The sequence below is a fragment of the Candidatus Bandiella numerosa genome (assembly GCF_029981845.1).
In the GTDB taxonomy this organism is placed as follows: Bacteria; Pseudomonadota; Alphaproteobacteria; order Rickettsiales; family Midichloriaceae; genus Aquirickettsia; species Aquirickettsia numerosa.
Map to the genome: position 1 here is coordinate 1,073,979 of NZ_CP104164.1, position 19,128 is coordinate 1,093,106.

Sequence of the window (19,128 nt, forward strand, 5' to 3'; positions counted from 1 at the left end):
TGTGAGAGAGTCAGTTAAAATCGCAATTAGAAACAAACAAATTCTCAATAAGTTAAATTTGTGCAATAACAGGAATAAGTCGTTCAGTATATTATAGATCAGTAGCCAATGAATAAATCTCCTTTATATATATTAAAGCATGTTTTTGGATATGACAAATTTAGAGGAGAGCAAGAAGCAATAATTAACAATGTGATAAATGGTGAAAATACTTTTGTACTAATGCCGACAGGTGGTGGAAAGTCATTATGTTATCAAATACCAGCCTTAGTATTAGCAGGTTTAGCAATTATAATCTCACCGTTGATAGCATTAATGCAAGATCAAGTAAGTGCTCTGAGATTATCAGGGGTAAAAGTAGCGACTATAAATTCAAATATTAGCAGAAAAGAAGTATGGCAAATAAAAGATGCTATGAAAAATAATAAGTTAGATTTACTTTATGTTGCACCAGAAAGATTATTGATGGATGAATTCTTAGAACTACTATCTTCAGTACCAATTTCATTATTTGCAATAGATGAGGCACACTGTGTCTCTCAATGGGGACATGACTTTAGACCAGAGTATATAGAATTAGGTAAATTAGCAGATAAATTTCCAAAAGTGCCACGTATAGCATTAACAGCAACGGCAGATACCCCTACAAGAAAAGATATAATACAAAAATTGCGACTAGAAAATGGCAAAACATTCGTAGCAGGTTTTGATCGTCCAAATATCAATTATGCGATAGCAATAGCGCAAAATCCAAAAAAACAGCTTTTAGAATTTATTAAAAAACATCACAATAAGGAAACGGGAATAGTATATTGTCTATCTCGTAAAAAAACTGAAGAGATAACAGATTATCTAAAGCAAGAAGGGTTAAATGTTCTGATGTATCATGCAGGGATGGAATCAGATGAAAGAACAAGGAATCTCAAAAGATTCCTTGAGGAAGAAAATATAATAATGGTTGCAACAGTAGCATTTGGAATGGGGATAGACAAACCAGATGTAAGATTTGTGGTGCATGTCAACATACCAAAAAATATAGAAAGTTATTATCAAGAAACGGGGAGAGCAGGCAGAGATGGATTACCTTCAAATGCTGTAATGTTTTATGGTCTAGGAGATATAGCAATTCAGAGAAGTTTTATAGAAAATTCTAATGCTCCAGAAAATCAAAAAAGGATAGAGCGACAAAAATTAAATTATTTATTAGGTTTATGTGAAGCTACATCATGTAGAAGACAGATATTGCTAGAATATTTTGGAGATAGGTGTGAGCCATGCAATAATTGTGACACATGTATCAATAAGCCAGAAACTTTTGATGGTACAATTATAGCTCAGAAAGCAATCTCTTGCGTTTATAGAACTAATCAAATGTTTGGGATAATGTATCTTATAGATGTATTGATGGGAGTGGATAATCAAAGAATAAAAAACTTCCGCCATGATAAAATTAGTGTATATGCGATAGGCAAGGAATTCAGCAGACAAGAGTGGCTAAATATTTTTAGGCAATTAGTCTCTAGAAATTTACTTATGGTTGATATGATAGGGCATGGAGCACTTAAAATAACTGATCGTGGCATGCAGTTTTTAAAAGAAAAAGAAACTATAGAATTAGGAAAATATACTAAGAGAGCTAAAATAAAAAATAAAGCAGAAAATAAGCAAGAAATTCAAGATCAAATAAAATTACTAAAAATAGAAACGCAGAAAGAAAAAGATTTATTAGCGTTATTAAAATTAAAAAGATTAGAAATAGCAAAAGCGCAGAAAGTTCCGCCTTATGTAGTATTTCATGATAAGACATTGGTAGAAATGATTAAAGTAAAGCCCATGTCAATTGATGAAATATCTGAAATAACGGGGATTGGAGAGGCTAAAATTAAACGTTATGGCCAAGTCTTTTTAGATGTATTGCTCAATTACTTCAATGCAAACTGAACTATGTTTAATAGGGAACTATAAACTAATAGGGTAGGGCGGTACAAAGAAAGTAGGTATATATTATGCTTCTCAAAATTTATTATTTGTATTACATACTAGTGCTCACCTTTGACTTTATTGCACTATGATAGTTCAATCTAGATCATTAGATTTATTTGTATTATAAAACTTTAAAGTTAAAATGTGTAACTCACTCATTTATTTTATATTTTTAGCTGATGAAATTTGTTAAAACTTATATAATATTATCGATAATTATATCTAGCATAAATTTTTCTATGGCAAAAAGTCATTATAACTTAAGCGAACTACAAAAAAATATAATTTTTCAAAATGGTACAGAAAGAGCGTTTGATAATGAGTATTGGGATAATAAACAAGATGGCATTTATGTTGATATAATAGATAGTAAAGCGCTTTTTTCTTCAAAAGATAAGTTTGATTCAGGAACCGGTTGGCCAAGTTTTACGGGTCCAATTGATACTGAAGCAATAAAAGAGAAATTAGACAATTCTCACAGCATGATTAGAACTGAAGTCAGAGCAAAAGATTCTGATATACATTTAGGACATGTTTTTAGTGACGGACCAAAAAATAAAGGAGGAATGCGTTATTGCATTAACTCTGCTTCCTTAAAATTCATTCCTAAAGAAGATATGAAAAATATCTAAGCAGCTTTGAGGATAAAAATAGTACTCAATATCAAAAAGCAATCATTGCTGGTGGTTGTTTTTGGGGAATGGAAGAGTTGTTTTCCAAGTTAGATGGAGTAGTTGATGTAGTAAATGGTTATACTGGTGGGAAGACAGTAAATCCTACCTATGAAATAATTAGTACAGGTATGAGCAATCATGCAGAAGCGGTAGAAATTATTTTTGATCCTAAAAAAACTTCTTATGATAAAATCCTAAGATTTTTTTTCAAAATTCACGATTCAACAGCATTAAACAAACAAGGTAATGATATAGGCACACAATATCGAAGTGCAATTTTTTACCTAAATGAAGAACAAAAGAAAGTAGCTGACGAACTAATTAATAGTGCAAATAAATCAGGAGTTTTTCCAGGGAGAATTGTAACCATGTTAGAAAAATTTGATATATTTTACAAAGCAGAAGAATATCACCAAGACTATCTCAAGAAAAACCCTAAAGGATATACATGTCATAGAGTTAGAGAAGACTGGATATTTTAAAAAAGTGTAAATTATAAATTCCATGTTTAAAATTAACCTGCAACTAACCCCAATATCTATCTTCTTCATCTAAAGATTGAATTGTAGTATCATCAGAAAAGCAATGTCTATCATCAGCTGCAGTAGCAATTTTATGAAGTAACTCATACATTGAATCATCTAGATCCTTTTTGTTTTTATATTCTACCTTTAAAATATATTCTCCATCACCAAGTTTTTTATAAGCAGAATCGTAATCAGGGAGAATCCAACTTTCAATTTCCTCAATAACTTTCTTTTTCCCTCTAGGGGTTTCCAGTCAGAAGGTACGAAAATTTTCACCAATTACTAGAAGCATGGAATGCCGTGCTCTTTAGAGGTATATAATTTAAGGTTTTTTTAAACCCATTTTTTAAAAATCACATAAATTGGCGCTTCAAGCGAGCTGTCAGTTTCATAAATGCTATTTTCGTTTCAATACTACTCCCGTTTACTTTATTCCAAATATTCCTTTAAGTTTTTCTATAAAAGCTAAAAGTAAGTTTATGGACGGCGATTATTTAAGGACTGGTTTTATGGACAGTGGTGATTTTGGAAATAATGAGAACATTGTTCTTCTGTACAAGGCTTATTAAGTTCATTTGCAGGCATTATTCTTGTATAATTCTAAATGTGTTCTAAATTGTGTAGAGTAGTAGTCTATAAAACGAACGATTGACGGATGATGCTTTGCTTATTTTATATAAATGGCTTGTAATTGCTTATGTAATAATGTTATTATATAGTATATAATTAATAAAGATAAACAACTTTATAAAGTAAATTAACAATGACTACAGAAAAAATAATAACTAGTTTAGATCAACATGGTAGAATGCTTATACCATCAAATATAAGAGAAAGGTTTAATATATCTCCTAATGATAAAGTAACTATAGAATTAACAGAAGATGCTTTAGTAATAAGAAATGTTGATTATATTATTAATGAGATGAATGCTATATTTACAAAAAATCAAACTGTCAAAAAAGAAAATATAGTAGAAGATTTTATCGAAGATAAACGTAAAGATTTTAAAATAGAACAAGCACGAGAAAATGCAAATGAATAATAAAATTATTTTTGATGCTTCTGCAGTAATTGCGTTACTTGCTAAAGAAAAGGGATTTGAAGTAATTAAAAGGCATTTAAAAAATGCAATTATATCAAGTGTCAATATATCAGAAGTTTATAAATATTGTATTGATAAGCAAAATCTAACTGCTGATGAATGTAAAAACATTATGGGAATTTCAGGAATTAAAATTATAGACTTTGATGAAAAACAAGCGCTCATTGCAGCAGATATTTATCCCAAAACCAAAGAATATGGACTATCACTTGGAGATAGAGCTTGTATAGCTTTAGCGACTGAGAAAAAATACTCTATTTTAACTTGTGATAAGATATGGGAGAAAATTAATTTAGATGTTAAATTTATAATGGTAAGATAATGCCTGATATACTAGGATATGCACGTGTATCAACAGAAGGACAGGATTTGGAAGGTCAGAGGCAAAGATTAAGAGAAGCAGGCGCACTAAAAATATTTGAAGATGTAATTAGTGGTAAAATATTTATTAGAAATGGTTTAGAGAATTTGATTGCATATGCCAGGCCTAATGATTTACTCTGTGTTGTTAGACTTGATAGATTGGGACGAAGTTTAAAAGAACTGTTAGAAACTGTTGAGATGTTAAAACACCATAAGATAGGTTTAATGTCGCTTGAAGAAAAAATTGACACTTCATCTGCAGCTGGAGAATTAATATTTCATGTATTTGGAGCAATAGCACATTTTGAAAGAAGATTAATATCTGAACGCACTAAGGATGGGCTTAAAGCTGCCAAATTAAGAGGAAAGAAATTAGGTAGACCAAATCTTGATATGGAGAAAATAGAGACAGCATTAAAACTCATAAAAGATGGTGATCCAGTTACTAAAGTAGCAAAACAATTAGGCTTAGGTCGTTCTACTCTTTATCGCGAACTTCAATATTTAAAAGCACCAGATTAAAAAACAAATTGTTGCTGAACTGCACTCTGATAATCTGCTAAACTCCTCTTTGAAAAATGACACTCATTCAACTGTAGATAAATTACAAAAAAAATGTTAGCCTTTAAGAGGGTGTGTATTTATTTAAAAGGAGTGATTATGAAAAATGGTTCATACAAAGTTAACCCAGTATACTGGTATCAAGATCACAACATGTGGTGGTTGTTAAATTTAAGAGCTCAGCAAGAAGGTTTTACTAATACTATAGTCATGCCACCAATTGGAGAGGTGAATCAATTGACGGAGCAACTTGCTCAAGAAGCACAGAGGAACGAATCAATACCAAATCGTACACTGCTAATACCGTATAATATAGGCAATCTTCATTGGATAGGAATAGTGATACAGATTGTTGATAACCAAATTCAGACACGCACATATTATGATTCGACACCAGAACAAAATGGAACTTTAATATCATTATTAGTTACTTTAAAGAGGTTTGAGGAAGCTGGTCTCGTGTTAGAAAAAGGTGATGGATTAACGCAATTAGATGATAGCTCTTGTGGTCCGCTTACGATAGAAAACCTAATTAATGCTGCAAGAAATCAATTAGTAACAGGAAAAATTTATGCAACCTTAATAAGGCAACAGCACATTAGTATTATGGAAAATTACCATCCTGAGGCTAGATTTTATACAGAGCAGCTTTACAATACACCGGCGGTAGCCAAAGGTATTAGAAATATTAAAGTAAAAAAAGAGATGTCTCAGAATGATAAAGAAGTTTTGGAAAAAATAATTAAAACCTGTAATTTCATTCAACGCATTTATGAAAAGTACAAACTCACTCCTGAAATACTAAACCATAATCATCTAGGATATAGAGCATTTTTTCTATTGGAATTAAGTAAAGCACCATCTTATTGGCCTGAAGAATACAAAGATAATACAGTAATCGCTGAAGAAAGTGTATCAGAACGTTTGATAGCAGACAATCCTGTACGCTATATATGGGGATCTCTAAATAATATTTCTGAACTTGCAAAGCAGTTGTCTTGGGATGTTAAAAATGGTAAATACCCAGGAAACATGTTCTGGCAGCATTTAGAGTTATTGAGTGAGTTTATATTAAATAATAGTGACCCCATAATTAACCAGGCGGCCGTAAGATTGTTACAGTCTCCAGAAAATGGAATTGCATTTGTAAAAACTACACTAGAAGCAGTTTTAGCTGGTAAAGACTCTCCTAAAAATGAAAATTTTAATAATGTTGTAGGGTACTATTATAGCAAAATAGCGATATCAGATATTTACCAGATTTTAAAAGATTTGAATGAAAATTTGGGGAGTAGAACAGCTTTGCAAAATAGCATAGCAATTTTCCGAGTAATACAAAAAATAGGAGAATATTTAAAAGCAGTTCCTCAATCTATACTTGATTTAGCAAATCTACCTGAAAGAGGATTATTTTCTAATATGCGTGATATAATATCTCACGCAAAAGCTATAAATTATTTTCAACTTATTAAGGAAAATCGCGATTTCGAAGATCTTTTACCAGCACTACAAGCTGAGCTAAGTTTATTAGAGCAAGAATTTAGAAAAATAGAAGCCATAATAAAAGGAGCAAGAGATCTTGATGCGTTATATACTTCCCAAGGTGTAGCAGGAGGACAACTTGATTGGGAGAAGTTGAAGGAGTTTTCTGCTTTTCTTGAAAAAAACTTATCTTTATCGGAAGGGAAGGTACTTGGTAAATTTGACTTGGACGCAGAGTTGAAACAGGAACTAGAAAAACTTGGAAAATCACATAAATTACCGAGCCAGGCATATTCAAAGGTGAAAAAATTACTTGAACAGTTGGCCAGCGATGTTATTGATGATAAACAGTCAACAGCCGAAGTACTGGATAATTTCCATAAGCAAGTTACTGCATTCGATAGGCTTCCACCAGATAAACAGCAGGTTTTGAATGATTTGGCTGATACAATAAATCACCTATTACAAGAGGTAAAAAAATCTATATCTAGTATACAAGGTACAACAGCATTGAAGTTTATTAAAAATCTTTGTAACTGCATAGACGTGAAAGCATTCAACGATAATTTAGCCAAATTAAAAACCCATTTACTGGGAAACGCATTATTATCTCAACCAAATATAGAAGGACTACTTGCCCAACTAGGAGATTTATTTACTCAAAGAATGAAGATTTTAAAGTATGTGAGATCTGAATCTGAAGGTAGTAATTTAACTGATAATATACTTGATAAGTTACGTGAAAAGTTAGCAAGTTTATCTGAAAAAGAAGAGCTCGAAGAAGCACTAAAGAACGTATTAAAGGGTGAGAAGCAAGATTTGATACAAAACGTTATACAAAAATTGTCTCCTATATTTGAAAAACTTAAAGTAATTAAGAAATTAAAAGTAATACTCATACCTGAGAAGTATCATGCAGATGTATCAAGTGGTCAAGAAAAAGAATTGAATACTTTGATGAGAGATTTTAGAGCAGTATTTAAGAAAGACTTTGATAAAAAATTAGATAGTTTTATCGAACGTCTAAAGAAGAAGATCCCGTCAATAAACGACAAAAAGCTTGACGAATTAAAGGTGCAGATAGTTAAACTTAAGAGTGAACTTAAGGAGATGGAGGTGCCGAAGGATGAAGTTCTGAAAACCTTATTGGAAGCTTATAACGTTTTCAGCAAAAGAAATTCGAAAGAACCTGAAAAAGATCCTCAAAATTTAGAAAATGAACTTTTGGGAGATGTTGGTAAATTAGCAGCATTACTAGCACTAGATGACGAAGACTTAATGACAAATGGTATCTTAGATTATGCTTTATTACATGAATTATATGATACTGTTCTGAGAGATTTAGGGTTAGAAATATCAGAATTTGATTATTTTAATGGTCAATTAGAATTTTTAGAAAGGGATTTGTTCGAAGTTGTGTTAGGAAAAATAGCAGAGAGTAGGGAAGATAAAGCTGCAAGAGCAGTAAAAAAAGCACAAAAAGAAATTACAGATTTTCTAGCTCTGTTAGATACTTTAAGAGAAGTATTTGATATTACTTATACTGTAGAAACAGAAATTGAAGAGAATTACCCAAGTCAAGCAAAAATAAAAGATGAGGCTGCGTTTAGAAATAATTTAGTGGAGGATTTCGACTCTTTCAAAGAACTCCATGACTCGAATCTTGTATTGTTGAGGAAATTATTTGATATAGATGGTATTGTACGGGTTCTTTTTGAAGAAAAAAGGGAAATAAATGTTTATGGTATATGGTCAGTAATAAACCATGCCCCAGAAGAGTGGAGTTTAGAATATGAAAATTTCGGATATCAAGGGTTGGTAAACAATTTTTTTGATACTCATGCTATGTTCCGAATGATGTCTACTTTTAATAGTGTGAGAAAGGCTATTAATAAAAATCCTAGCCTACAGCACACTGGAGATAATCTTATTGCTATATTAGCGGAAGAACTTGAGGCTTTATTATATCAATATCCAAAATTACAAAAATATTTTGATCAGTATATTGATATAAGAAATTTCTTTAACCATCCTAGCCCTAATCCTCACCAATATTTAGTTATTAAGTCAGGCACTACCTATCTTTCTAAAGATGGAACTTTAGCACAACAAATAGAATTTTTTTCCTTACATTTTAAGTTTATCTTAGAAAACATTCTTCAAAGATTAGCGGTTGGAGTTATAGAAGATGTTTTTGAAGACTACTTCGACAATTTGGGATTATTATTATTGGAACATGAAGCTCTAGATACAGATTGGCTTACTGGAGATCAAATTGCAACTGTAGGAAACGCAATAAATAACGATCAAGCTATTAGGTTTATACCAACAATAGATGCATACCTTCCCCCTGATAATCATGGATCTGTAGAGACAATGGTTCGAGATCTTGCTGATGATAACGCTATTGCTGCAGTTATTAACATCGGGAACAATTTAAATGTAAGGGTTGGAGCAGGAAATCATTGGGTGTTATACTTTGCTACTCGGGGAGCTGACGGCGAAATGCACGGAGTTCTATTAAATCCTATGGGGAATAACCTATATGATTTAACACTTCAAGGTATACAACAAAGAATAACAGGTGCGTATCCTGGTGAAACGCATATTGAAATACTAAATTTAGGTTTACAAACAGATGGTCATAATTGTGGAGTTTGGGTTCTGTGGTTTTTGGAAAGAATAAACCAACTACAGCAAGGAGGTGCTGCTTTAAATCAAGAATTCGTTCAAAATTTACCTGATGTTCTCAGACAACTTAATGGTGATGGTATCACTGCAAAGAGAGAGGAATATAAAGCAATTGCAGAAGCTAGTAATGACTCTCAAAATGTTGCTCCATGTTCAGAGGAGGATGAAAAGATGAGTGGGGAAGGGTCTTTAAAATTACAACCAGAATATCATAAACTTTCACCTATTGATCCATTTTATAATAGATATTATAAATATGGGTTAGATGAAATGCTACTTCTTAGATTAAAAGATGCTAATTTACAAGATATAGCTGTGTTACCAGTATTTAAATTAAGTATACATACTTTACAAACTACGTTACCAGAAATAACAAAAAAACTAGATGAAGGCTTTGATAAAGTAATAGTGCCAGGTAATATTGAAGGGAAACATTGGGTAGGTTTTTTATTTCAAAAGACTGTAGATAGTTTAAAAATGTTATACTTAGATTCAGAACTTGATGAGTTAGTTTTAAGTTTTAAAAATCAGTTTATTGAGTATTTTCAAGAAGAATACCAAGACGTACTGATTATAGAAGAAGGAGTAGAGAGACAAAAATATAATAATTGTGGTCCTGAGGTTATAGAAAATTTTATGTATTATTTAACAGGAAGTAGAACAACACAAGAAGCAGCAGTATATTTGCATTCACTATTGTTAGAAAATACTTTATTGGATCCAGAAATATATAAATTAAAAATAGAAGATAATAATAAGCTTATTAAATTTTTATCTAATAGTGGCCCAATGCCAATGCAATATACGCCTATCGTATATGAAGAAAGATTGATTACTATTATGAATGAAATTAATCAAAGCTTCAAATTAGCTAATAGTGATTCTAGTAGTAAGATGATAATGGAAGAGACGTATGATAGTATACAATTTCAAGGTGGAGTAGTTGTAGGTGCTTTAAATGAGCGTATCATTAAGCTTGACCAAGAGCGAGATGATAGGGCCATGGCAACAATAATGCAAGAAGATGGATATCATAGAGTTGAGATAGATGATAATATACAACAAATATCAGATAGAAGTTCAGCATTATTACAGCCTAATGATGAATCAAGTCAAGAGTTAGATAGTCAATTTATGTTGATAGATGAACAAGTAAGAATTGGTATATCTGGTAATAATAGGCAAGAACACTCTGCAGTTGCTTTGATAGCAGGAGGAGTAGAAGAAAGTATTGTTCCGGTAACCACTTTAGCAATTACAGACGGTAATAGCCATTATAGAAGCGATAATACAGGTATAAGCCCTAAATCTGGATTTATTGGATATTTAGCAAATTTAGCAGAAGAATTTGTTAGTTCTGTAAGTAGCAGAGCTATGAGTATTGGTAATACTATGATAAATGGTATAATGAAAAACGAGTATATTAAGGGGAAAATACTAAATTATGTTTATTACGAGGAAGTTGTAGGAGTAAATAGTGTAATAAGTAAAGAATATGTACAAGGATCAACAAATAGTGGTGTACAAGAAGTACTAAAGAAACATCCATTTACATGGGATAAAAAAGACTTCAAAAAGCTAAAATTAGTTGTACATCCTGATAAAGGAGGTAACGCTGAAGATTTTAGAGCAATAAATGAATTTGAAGATCAAATAGGTAAGACAGAGCGGATATATGAAAATATACATAAAAAGTTAGCAGAAAAACTACAACCAAAAATACAAAAAGTATCTATATATGCAAAAGGAGCAGATGTAGGAATAGATTTAGCTAAGGTATATTTAAAACCTAATGTAGAAAATGTTTTAAATACAATATACGATGGAATTGTATTATATAATAAGGTGTCTCCTAATGTACTTGGTGCATCAGTAGTTATGGTAACAACACCAATAACATCTTTATATAATTTATATCAAGGAGACTATGAAAAAGCAGGTATTCAAGGTATAAATGGTTTAAGTTATTATATGCTAAATAGTAAATATTTACCAGGATATGGATTACATGCATATGCAGGATTAAATGGAATAACAATAGCGTATGATATCTATAAAGGAGAGTATTTAGAAGCTGGATTGCAAATAGTAGGAATTGCAGGCATGGTATTTGCGCCGACATTAACTGGAGCATATTATGCCATTAGATATACATATAACAATGCTTATGGGCTGTATCAGTTATATCAAGCAAAACAACAAGAAAATATATTAGGATTCAATAATATAATAGCAAGGCTATTAGTGAAAACAATTAATGATAATATCCATGATAAAGTGATACAAAATATATTAAGAAGTATAAGTTTAGATCAGAGATTAGAAGAAGCGGGAATTAAAGAAGAAGTAGCTATTATAAGTAATGAATATAATGAGAGAGAGGGTATAGCTTTAATAAGCTTAGAAGACATTGCAGGATATTTAAAAGATAAAAACAAAGTAGTTATAAGACAGATAAATAATTTAGATGCTACTAAACTTATAAAAGAGAAAGTGGATAAATTAATCAATAAAAGAGGAGTGCTAAATTATTTAAAAGAGTATGTAGGGTATGCAAGTGATGGTATAAGTGAAACAAAGAAAGTTGAGAGTAGTGAGAGTATTAAGTTAGAAATTATGCAACTACTTGGTAAAAAAGATGTAAATTACGATGAAGTGGAGGTAATAATTAAAAATGCGATAGATGTAATAAAATCAAAATACTTATCAAACTTATATGATAGCACTGTAAATAATGAAGTTTTAAAAGTTTTAAAAGAAATAGAAGAGGAAGTATTAGTTGTAAAAGATAAAGACAGAGGAAGAGAAGAAAAAGAAGAAGGAAGGGATAAAGGAAGTAAGGAATATTATACTGAAGAAGTAAGTAGGATGATAGTAGGGAAAGATGGAGAAGGAATAACAATTACCGAAGTATCGCCATATAAGCAACTAACAGGTCAAACTAGTGAAGAACAATCATATTGCAATAGAATTAGTAAAGAAAATGAGGAAAATAAAATATATGAAAGTATAAAATGTATAAGGAAAGATTTAGATATTGCAGATATTACAAATAACAAATTACATTTACCTATGATGATGGGATTAGATGAAGCAGTAGCAGATATATTAATTGATTCTAAAAACAGTAATAATAATTCTAAAGATAATAACAAAGATGTTCTTTATTACTGGAATAAAGAACATAAAACAAAGTTAGAGAAAGCATTGATAAATTTATCTAATAATGGAGAGCTGATTAATAACATAACTAAGAAAATAGAAGAATCAAAGAGCTGGATAATACCGCAATCTGTAAAACAAGAAATTATAACGGAAGAGTATATAAAAGAAAAAACAGAAAAGGAGTTAGGTATTGTTGGGAGTGTTATGAATTATGGTAAGTCGTTCTTTGTATTAGATAATAGGAGTTTAAATGATAGATTGGAAGAGTACCTAGTAAGTAAAGTAACTGATAAGAGTAAAGAATCTGATGTAGCAACAATGATAAAAATAATGAGTGTTAATAAAGAAGAATGCTATATGCATGGGTATATATTAGATAGTTATGCTGAGATAATAGATCATGAAACAGTAAAGTCTAATAACAGTGAGTTATGTAATAATGAAATATCTAATTATATTAATAAAGGAGATATGGATGCGTAAAACTATGCTTTACAAAAACCCTATTTTAGACAGAAATTGACAAATATAACAAAAAGAGGTGGTCCTAAAAAACTGGACGGGAAGGAAAGGATAAATTCTGATATAAAAATAAATAAAATATCGGAGCCATTATTTAAAAATGTAAGTTTTGAAGCAAAAAAAATAATAGAAAAAAGCGAAGGACCAGGCCAAACAGGAGAATCTTTTATCGACCATTTAATAGGTAGATATCATAGTGTATGAGTATTAACCGAATGCCATTGGTGGTAAGGCAGCTGCGCTGAGAGACTCTCCCTACAAAAATCTATATCTCCCCCACCTCTACCGTCGGTTACCAACCAGTATTAGCAAATGCAGAACTCGAAGCTAAAACTAAAACAGCTACAACAACAACTGCAAATAATTTATTTTTGATTTTGATCATAATAACCCCTTTATATTTGTTTATGTTGCTAACGTCAAAAGCAACTTTAGCTCTAATTATCACCCACCTATATATAGTGTCAAGGTTTTTTTAATCTTTTTTAGGAAATTTTAGTATAAAAGTAGTATATTTTCCCTCTATTGACTCACATTTGATTGATCCGCCAATATCCTCCATGATTACTTTACAGAAAGAAAGACCAATACCTATACCACTTTTGCTTTGGGTAAAAAACTTATCAAATATCTTCCCTATAATTTCCTCTTTTATTCCTCTACCATAATCTTTAAAATACAATTCATTATTTTCTGCTCTCACCTCTATTTTTATATTATATCCACTATGTGCACAAGAATTCTTTATAAGGTTTATTACTACATATTTTAAGCTATTAAAAGAACATTCAACCTTAAAGTTGTCTATTATGTACAATTTTATGTTTTTGAGCTCAGGAATATATAATGTATATTCTTTAATTGCCGCTTGTATTACATCTCCAATTAATATAACTCCCTTTTCTTCATTTTGTACTGAACCCCTTAACGATGTTAAAAGGTTATCAACTGTATTTAATCCATGTTGACTTATATCTATTAGCATATTAGTTGCATCCTTAAGCACCTCATAATTCTCTCTTTTCATTATAAAATCTTCTTTTGTATAATGTATTTCTACATTTGCTGTATCTTTTTCCATATTATCAAGAACATCTTTAAATAGGTAAGATTGCATACTTGTGATAGATATAGGTGTTTTTATTTCATGCGCTATCATCTCACCAAACACTTGCATCATACTTAACTTTTCCTTTTGAAGTTTATCTTTTTGAACAGATTTTTTCTCTTTTTCCCTCATAATAATTTGTGATACAAAAATTAATGATAGATAAATATAAAAAACTAAATGAAAAGAATAACCTATATTAATTGTACTTGCTTCTACCATATATAAGATACACCCTAATATAAATCCTATAGTCATACTTATTAGAAATGTGATGGAATTAAGAAATTGATATAATAAAAAAGTAGTTAATAATGAGTTAATAACCCAAATATGACTGTCATTACTATGAGATGTGTAATAGAACAGCAAATAACTTGATACTAATGGTAGGCAAAAGATGACGCATATATAATAACACATATTATAATACTTTTTCACCAACTTTTCTGGGAATAGTATATCTCTTACCATGAATATAAGAACCAATCCATATCCTATTATTATTAAATAAGGTAAAAGATTTTTAGTATTATCAAGATATAAAGAAAAAATAAAATAATAAGAAAAAATAAATAAACTAAAGTTATTTAACATTGTTGATTTAGTTTCAATATCTTTATTAATTTTGCTTGTAAGGTATATACATTTAAATTTCTTAATCTTAAAGAACAGGCTTATAACAATATTATAAAGTAAATGATATAATCCATTTACTCTTTCAACAAAAATTTTATATAAATTTTTATTCCAAATTAATCCTGTAAAACTTCCTAAAATACCTATAAAAGTTAATAATAAAGGATATTGATTAAATAATAAAACAGTTAGAGTTGTAAACAGCGTACTGAAAAAACAACTAGATATAAACTGTTTTTTATTAATTTTAAACCCTAATAAAGAAGCTGCTAATGGTATAATTAGCATATTAGTACCAAAACTTCTTAATACTAACATTAACTGAAATAAGTGCTCTTTATAAATTATAAGAATAAATGGGGAGAGTGATAGCACCAATATAATAACCTTCATAACAACTAATAGCCCTTTACTTCCTAATGTTGGAAAGTAATGTTTTATAAAATCATTTGTAATAATGGTACTAGTAGCATTCATATGAGAATCTGCTGTTGACATTAGAATAGCAAAAAGTCCTGATATCATCAAACCCTTAATACCCAAAGGTAACCATTCAATATAATGAAAAATAATATTAGAAGAAAAAGGTTCATTTATTGATTTAATGATAACTAAATATGCTATTAGGCAAATAGAAAGCATAAATGGTATAGTTATCATAAATAACTTTTTAAAAACTGATTTAAGAACTTTTACATTACTAGCTAATAGTAAATATCTTTGCATAAAAGGAGCACTTAATTCAGGTATTAATGATGCTATTAAAAGTCCTATAGCTATAGGTAAATTGAATTCTACATCGTAATTTGATAGTGAAATAGAATTTATAAAATTCCCAGTAAAACTTGCATTTTTAATTGTTACAACATAAGAAGCTGGTATGACTAAGAAAAAAATTAAAAATTGGAATACGTCTATAGCTATGATACCTCGTAACCCACCTAAAATAGAATAGATATTAATCACTGCTATCCCTATAATAATACCATGCCATAAATCTATCTTAAAAAAATAATTGCATATAGCCCCAAAATGCTAAAATTTGTATTGTAGTAGCTCCTATACAATCTATTAGTACTGTCCAAAAAGCTATGATCTTACCATATCTTCCGAAAAGGTTGTACATTATTTGGGTGAGTGTTGTACAATTTTGAAATTTATAAATTCCTGACGTTACTATTTTACCTGTAATAATCCAAAGGAAAGGTTGCATTAATACATAAATCAAAACTATTGGGTTTTTATAAATTTCATCAATATAACCTACAATAGTACCACCACCTATTGCGGTTGCAAAAATTGTACATACTAAAATTGAAGGTAAATTTTTATTTTTTCTCAATGTACAGAAGTCCTTATCTGTTTTTATAGTTTTTAAATGATAAAATCCTATACATATACAAATTAATAAATGCGCTGCAACTATTGCTATATCAAGTACAGTAAGATTGTTTAAATATGTTTGCATGTATATGATATTATAAAATTAGTAAACTGATTATTGCACCTACTTACCTTTACTTCTTCCTAAAAGTGAATTTTTAATTTCTGCTATAAATTTATCAGTTATAGGCTTGTATAAAATTTTATTGAATACTTTATATTTATCGTCATTTTCATATCTTATATGAGTTGCTTGCGTCACTAAAATTATTGGTGTATGGCAGTACTCATCATATGACCTTAGTGTATCTGCTAATTCTTGTCCATTTATTATAGGCATCTGATAATCCGTTACTATTATATCAAACTTTCCTTCGGTTTCGTTAATTATTAGATGTAAAGCATCTTCTCCATTTTTAGCAGTGGTAATTTCTAAATTCTCTAATTTCAGCATCGTTGCTAATATCTTTAATATATAAGGATTGTCATCTACTATTAATACTCTTTTCTTATCAATTTCATTCATAAGGATAGTTATTTTTAATATTATCAGGATAAGGTAAATAGTATTTAGTGAAATACAATGATTATTTATACTATAAAATTATTTTCACAGAAACATTTTATTTTTATTAAATAAGTGTTAGATATAACTATATATACAATCACTAGTAGACACTAATTGAAAGAAAGTTCTGATCTTAGATATAAAAATATTATGTGCTTTAAATAAGTTATGATACCATCCACGTTACTATCAATTTGTAAAGAAATTTAAGCTAATGCCCACAGTATTATTGGTAGATGACAACCCATATGTTATAAATTTTTTGAGCAAATGCTTTACAAATGAAGGTTTTGAAGTAATAAGTGCCTATAACGCTAAGTATGCAATAGAATTATTAATAGCAGAAAATACACCAGATATAAACGTTGTAATAACAGATTACGAAATGCCTGTTTATAAATGGTCTTGAATTTGCGAACACATTTAAAGAAATAGCAAAATACAAGTATGTTCCTATAATACTGTATACACAACATAGCTATATGAGCTGCAAAGATGAAAAATATAAAGTATTTGATTTAATATTAATAAAACCTAATATGCCTCAGGAAATCATTAAAAAAGCTAAAGAATTATGTGAAAGTTCAAAATTTAAATTATAGAGGTCTTATACAGCGCTAAAAGCTAAATAAAAAATATATGATTTATATGGATATGATGCTTTTAGTAAAAAGGGAGAAGAACAATTTATGGGCTGCATAAACGTGATTAAGGTGCATGTAAATGCATATTGTAACTCCAGGGCTCTATGTGTAAACAATACCTACCACATTTTCACTCATATTTCGAATTGCTATAGCGAGATTTTTCCTTGAATAAGTTGCATATCTCGCTTAACAATTTTTTTAAACACATTATCTAAATCATACCAATCCACTAAATCAACTTTATATGGCAAATTTGACTCACTAAAATCATCACGTAGATGTCCAAGTAGGCTAAGTGAAAGTGGTGCATTTCCCATAATACATAAATCTAAATCAGACGTATGTTTTGCTGTAAATTTGGCACGACTACCAAACACCATTACCTTATGATTTGGAACATGTTGCTTCAATATATCGCGCACTATTTGCAAATGATCTAGTCTGATATCAATTGGCACTACGTAACACCTCCAGCAGTTTTTTTACATCAAATAAAAATAGCAATACTTGCGCATACACATTATTAGCAGTTTGTCTATTATAAGTATGAGAGGTATAATTTCTAGCCTCATAGTGAGCAATCCAACGCTCAGCATCATCGATTACTCCTAGTCTTGCTGATTCACGAAATAAGTCCTTCTTGCTACGTATAGCTGATTCTTCAACTTGTAAATCTATTCTTAGGTAACGCTGTATAAACTTCCAAGCTAAATCCATTGTATATTCAAAACGTTGTATAACTCCATCACGTAGCAACTCATCTGTAGGTTCTTGCTCCTTTCTTTCAATACCCTTTTCTAACTGTATTATAGCTTTTTCCAATGTATCTAATTTTAAGCTGATCATTTTTTATTCTTTCCTATTATTTTTATTAAATGACTCTGAAAGTGACGTATTCTCAGCCAATCTCTTTGCTTTTGCCTCGTACCTTATTTCGTCTTCCTTTAAGCCTTTTCTTAATATTTCTATTTCTTCATCTATTAACTCTACTTGCCAAGGCATTGGATAGCTTTTTTTAATAAATTTTGTTTTTTCTTCTAAAACATTGTGCTTTCCATCTCTCAAAAGATTTCCTCGATTATTTTGATTTTCATTACTCATATCCGCATAAATCATATATTTTTTCTTTATAATTTTTAATAGATATCATGGTGCGAAATATTTGCTTGGCAACCCTATCTGTTTTTGATAATTCTTCTACTATATGTTTTACTTCACTGTAATGTTTATCAGCATGCTCAACCATTTCTTCCACATAGCTTATAGTTTTTTTCTTTTTCCAATCCGCTATATTTCCTTCTTTTTTAAGTTCAGATCTTAAACTGTTGTAACGTTTTTGTAGTGATTCTTTCGACTCTTCTATATGTGACAGCCTTATCCCAAGTTCCATACTTCAATAATCAAAGTGCTTGATTATTTTCTGCTCGCAGCTTTTGCTTTTAAATCAGCTCCTGGTGAAAATCTCACTATTCTTTTTTCAGAAACATCTACAATATCTCCTTTTGGCGTTTTTACCTTTCTTGCTTTACTAATTGTGGTTTTAAATGTTCCAAATCCTACAAACGCAAGACTATCTTCTTTAGCAATTGCATCTCCAATTGTTTCGAATACTATTTTTAAACTCTTATCCGCATTGACTGCAGATGTATCCATTTTTTGTGCAAGTAGCTTAATAAATTCTGTTTTGTTCATTTTGGTCTCCTTTTAATT

General features: G+C 30.1%; 17 protein-coding genes. 9 read left to right on the forward strand and 8 right to left on the reverse strand.

The features are described from left to right. Positions 1 to 108 precede the first annotated feature (108 nt). The 8 genes from recQ (at position 109) to N3Z17_RS05120 (ending at position 13,277) form a co-directional block, all read left to right on the forward strand. Positions 109 to 1,941: a DNA helicase RecQ gene (recQ, locus tag N3Z17_RS05085; RefSeq protein WP_282471645.1), complete on the forward strand. Its 1,833-nt coding sequence runs from the start codon at positions 109 to 111 to the stop codon at positions 1,939 to 1,941. Positions 1,942 to 2,162: 221 nt separating this feature from the next. Next, entirely contained in the window at positions 2,163 to 2,615 is a 453-nt protein-coding gene (gene msrB / locus N3Z17_RS05090; RefSeq protein WP_282471646.1) for a peptide-methionine (R)-S-oxide reductase MsrB, read from the forward strand. Between the two features lie 44 nt (positions 2,616 to 2,659). Next, positions 2,660 to 3,139 (forward strand): peptide-methionine (S)-S-oxide reductase MsrA, encoded by a 480-nt coding sequence (gene msrA / locus N3Z17_RS05095; RefSeq protein WP_282472638.1) that lies wholly within the window; start codon positions 2,660 to 2,662, stop codon positions 3,137 to 3,139. An 808-nt stretch (positions 3,140 to 3,947) separates the two neighbouring features. Beyond that, positions 3,948 to 4,229 (forward strand): AbrB/MazE/SpoVT family DNA-binding domain-containing protein, encoded by a 282-nt coding sequence (locus N3Z17_RS05100; protein WP_282471647.1) that lies wholly within the window; start codon positions 3,948 to 3,950, stop codon positions 4,227 to 4,229. Next, complete coding sequence (locus tag N3Z17_RS05105) at positions 4,222 to 4,611, forward strand: type II toxin-antitoxin system VapC family toxin (protein ID WP_282471648.1); 390 nt, start codon at positions 4,222 to 4,224, stop codon at positions 4,609 to 4,611. Before N3Z17_RS05100 ends, N3Z17_RS05105 begins: the two co-directional genes overlap by 8 nt. Further along, positions 4,611 to 5,174, forward strand: coding sequence for a recombinase family protein (locus N3Z17_RS05110; protein ID WP_282471649.1), 564 nt, complete (start codon positions 4,611 to 4,613; stop codon positions 5,172 to 5,174). The genes N3Z17_RS05105 and N3Z17_RS05110 overlap by 1 nt, the downstream gene beginning before the upstream one ends. A gap of 138 nt (positions 5,175 to 5,312) precedes the next feature. Next, entirely contained in the window at positions 5,313 to 13,034 is a 7,722-nt protein-coding gene (locus tag N3Z17_RS05115) for a hypothetical protein (RefSeq protein WP_282471650.1), read from the forward strand. Positions 13,035 to 13,070: 36 nt separating this feature from the next. Further along, positions 13,071 to 13,277 (forward strand): hypothetical protein, encoded by a 207-nt coding sequence (locus tag N3Z17_RS05120; RefSeq protein ID WP_282471651.1) that lies wholly within the window; start codon positions 13,071 to 13,073, stop codon positions 13,275 to 13,277. A gap of 271 nt (positions 13,278 to 13,548) precedes the next feature. Here N3Z17_RS05120 and N3Z17_RS05125 read toward each other — a convergent pair whose 3' ends face one another. From N3Z17_RS05125 to N3Z17_RS05135, 3 genes are read right to left on the reverse strand one after another with little or no spacing between them, the layout of a single operon-like run. Continuing rightward, complete coding sequence (locus N3Z17_RS05125) at positions 13,549 to 15,786, reverse strand: ATP-binding protein (RefSeq protein WP_282471518.1); 2,238 nt, start codon at positions 15,784 to 15,786, stop codon at positions 13,549 to 13,551. 37 nt (positions 15,787 to 15,823) lie between these two features. After that, entirely contained in the window at positions 15,824 to 16,288 is a 465-nt protein-coding gene (locus N3Z17_RS05130; protein ID WP_282471519.1) for an SLC5/6 family protein, read from the reverse strand. A gap of 39 nt (positions 16,289 to 16,327) precedes the next feature. Beyond that, the gene (locus N3Z17_RS05135) at positions 16,328 to 16,729 is read right to left on the reverse strand and encodes a response regulator (protein ID WP_282471520.1); all 402 of its coding nucleotides are present in this window, start codon (positions 16,727 to 16,729) and stop codon (positions 16,328 to 16,330) included. Between the two features lie 256 nt (positions 16,730 to 16,985). Between N3Z17_RS05135 and N3Z17_RS05140 the strand changes: the two genes are divergently transcribed. Then, positions 16,986 to 17,180 carry a response regulator gene (locus N3Z17_RS05140; protein ID WP_282471652.1) on the forward strand — a complete coding sequence of 65 codons (195 nt, stop codon included), beginning with the start codon at positions 16,986 to 16,988 and terminating at the stop codon, positions 17,178 to 17,180. A 384-nt stretch (positions 17,181 to 17,564) separates the two neighbouring features. On the opposite strand, the gene N3Z17_RS05145 is transcribed toward N3Z17_RS05140, so the two are convergent. Genes N3Z17_RS05145 through N3Z17_RS05165 form a run of 5 tightly spaced genes read right to left on the reverse strand, consistent with a single transcriptional unit; the run spans position 17,565 to position 19,110 of the window. Then, positions 17,565 to 17,876, reverse strand: coding sequence for a nucleotidyltransferase family protein (locus N3Z17_RS05145; protein WP_282471653.1), 312 nt, complete (start codon positions 17,874 to 17,876; stop codon positions 17,565 to 17,567). Next, positions 17,866 to 18,264, reverse strand: a complete 399-nt coding sequence (locus N3Z17_RS05150) for a nucleotidyltransferase substrate binding protein (RefSeq protein ID WP_282471654.1) — start codon at positions 18,262 to 18,264, stop codon at positions 17,866 to 17,868. The genes N3Z17_RS05145 and N3Z17_RS05150 overlap by 11 nt, the downstream gene beginning before the upstream one ends. A gap of 3 nt (positions 18,265 to 18,267) precedes the next feature. After that, the gene (locus tag N3Z17_RS05155; protein ID WP_282471655.1) at positions 18,268 to 18,519 is read right to left on the reverse strand and encodes a hypothetical protein; all 252 of its coding nucleotides are present in this window, start codon (positions 18,517 to 18,519) and stop codon (positions 18,268 to 18,270) included. Then, positions 18,512 to 18,808 carry a hypothetical protein gene (locus N3Z17_RS05160; RefSeq protein WP_282471656.1) on the reverse strand — a complete coding sequence of 99 codons (297 nt, stop codon included), beginning with the start codon at positions 18,806 to 18,808 and terminating at the stop codon, positions 18,512 to 18,514. The genes N3Z17_RS05155 and N3Z17_RS05160 overlap by 8 nt, the downstream gene beginning before the upstream one ends. 23 nt (positions 18,809 to 18,831) lie before the next feature. After that, entirely contained in the window at positions 18,832 to 19,110 is a 279-nt protein-coding gene (locus N3Z17_RS05165; protein ID WP_282471657.1) for an HU family DNA-binding protein, read from the reverse strand. Between the last annotated feature and the right edge of the window lie 18 nt (positions 19,111 to 19,128).